A 2,399-nucleotide genomic window follows, 5' to 3' on the forward strand; every position below is an offset into this window, starting at 1 on the left:
GTCTAGGTGAGCTCACCGCTGGAATTGCCCATGAAATCCAAAATCCCTTGAACTTTGTGAATAATTTTTCTGATGTGAATACCGAATTGATTGATGAATTAAGCGAAGAAGTTGAGAAAGGAAATCTTGATGAAGTAAAAACAATAGCAAAAGATATTAAGGAAAATGAACAAAAAATTAATCACCATGGCAAAAGAGCAGATGCTATCGTAAAAGGGATGCTACTACATAGTCGTAGCAGTAGCGGAGTAAAAGAACCAACCGATATCAATAAACTCTGTGACGAATACCTCCGCCTGGCCTACCATGGCTTGCGGGCCAAAGATAAATCGTTCAATGCTACCATGAAAACCGATTTTGATAAAAGCATAGGAACTATCAACATAATCCCACAGGATATCGGGCGGGTGGTGCTTAATCTGCTCACCAATGCCTTTTACGAAGTATCCGCATTTGCTAATTCATCCAAAGAAGACTTGGCATCTTCCGAGGACCAGTATAAACCCACTGTATCACTCTCAACCAAAAAAACCAAAAATGGGATTACAATTAGTGTAAAGGACAATGGCAACGGCATAACGGAAAAGGTCAAGGAAAAAATCTTCCAACCCTTTTTCACCACCAAGCCCACTGGGCAAGGAACAGGCCTGGGCCTGAGTATGAGTTATGACATAGTGACTAAAGGGCACAATGGGAAATTAAAAGTGGAATCAGAGCAAGGAAAAGGAACAACTTTTACCATATCATTACCCCTAGAACAGAAAACATGATGTTTAAATTACAAGAATTAGCAGGAATAATATCAAACACCAATACGATATGAAAATATTAGTGGTAGACGACGAACAGGACGTAAAATTGTTGTTTCAGCAGCGTTTCCGGAAAGAGATCCGGAATAAAGAACTGCATTTTGCATTTGCATTTTCCGGAGAGGAGGCACTCACTGATTTGGGTGAACTTAATCATGAAGCGGTACTTATCCTTTCTGATATTAATATGCCGGGAATGAGCGGATTGGAGCTTTTGGAACAAATTAAGAAAAACTTTTTAAAGCCACCACCCGTGGTCATGATGATAACCGCCTATGGCGATAAGGAAAACTACGATACCGCTATGAGACTAGGGGCAGATGATTTCCTGACAAAACCCTTAGAATTTGGTATTTTAAAAGAAAAATTAAAAGCACTATTGTAATGTCAAAAATTTTAGTTGTAGATGATGAGGTAGATTTAGAAATACTCATCAAACAAAAGTTCCGAAAACAAATACGGCAAAACGAATATGAATTTGTATTTGCCATCAACGGGAAGGATGCCCTGGAGAAACTAGTTGCTATACCGGACATGGACATAGTGTTGAGCGACATTAATATGCCTGAAATGGACGGGCTTACTTTGCTTACCAAACTCAACGAATTAAATCCGCTACTTAAATCGGTGATGGTCTCCGCCTATGGTGATATGGACAATATTCGGACAGCGATGAACCGCGGGGCTTTTGATTTTATTACCAAGCCCATTGATTTTAAAGACCTGACAATTACGATGGAAAAGACTTTGAAACATGCTCGTCAGATAAAAGAAACCCTAAAGGCCATCAAGGAAAACAACATACTTAAGATGTATGTAGATGAAAACGTACTGAATTTTATGGGCAGTCAAGAATATGAATCCACCATCATGGCCAATGAAAATATTGAGGCGACCGTGATGTTCATAGACCTGTGTGGTTTTACGGCTATAAGTGAAAATACCACCCCAGATGTGGTTGTAACTATGCTCAATACCTATTTTGATGTGATGGTGAAGGAGATTCTCGCACAGGAAGGCCATATAGATAAGTTTATTGGTGATGCTATCATGGCAGTATTCAAAGGGGACTACCATTTAGATCGGGCCATTGATGCGGCCCTGGCCGTACGCGATCAGATAAATGCCCGCCCTGCAGTAGATGACAGTACTAAGTTCCAACCCAAGGTATCCATTGGTATTAAAAGCGGGGAAATGATCTCAGGGAATATAGGATCTTCAGGTCTCAATCGTTTGGATTATACGGTCAGCGGTGATAATGTGAATACCGCGGCTCGATTACAGGATGCTGCCGGAGAAAACCAAATCATAATTTCCGAGAGTTGTTATGAACAGGTTAAGGAATCTTTTCAGTGCAAAAAAGTTGGTAGTATTAACATGAAAAATAAAGCTACTCCTATTACCGTTTTTGAAGTTCTGGAATAGCCTATATATTTAATACTACCGGTTTAATAGAGAGGCATAAAGGATAATTTCAATTTCCCAAATCTTCTTTACCTTAGCACTAAAGAAAAATTCCTTATGGAAAAACCAAAGCTCAAAAACGTATTTATACAGGGGGCAATAACTCCTGAATTTATAGCTATGGCT

At 39.5% G+C, this 2,399-nt stretch carries 3 protein-coding genes; all 3 read left to right on the top strand.

The genetic code is table 11. The features are described 5' to 3' along the window. On the top strand, window positions 1-770 hold a 770-nt coding region (locus WBN20_RS04505; RefSeq protein ID WP_424280856.1), incomplete at its 5' end, for a sensor histidine kinase. Window positions 771-819: 49 nt separating this feature from the next. Then, window positions 820-1,194 (top strand): response regulator, encoded by a 375-nt coding sequence (locus WBN20_RS04510; RefSeq protein WP_424280857.1) that lies wholly within the window; start codon window positions 820-822, stop codon window positions 1,192-1,194. Beyond that, window positions 1,194-2,234, top strand: coding sequence for an adenylate/guanylate cyclase domain-containing protein (locus WBN20_RS04515; RefSeq protein ID WP_424280858.1), 1,041 nt, complete (start codon window positions 1,194-1,196; stop codon window positions 2,232-2,234). Before WBN20_RS04510 ends, WBN20_RS04515 begins: the two co-directional genes overlap by 1 nt. Window positions 2,235-2,399 lie beyond the last annotated feature (165 nt).

This window comes from Eudoraea sp., from assembly GCF_049665975.1.
Classification (GTDB): Bacteria; Bacteroidota; Bacteroidia; order Flavobacteriales; family Flavobacteriaceae; genus Eudoraea.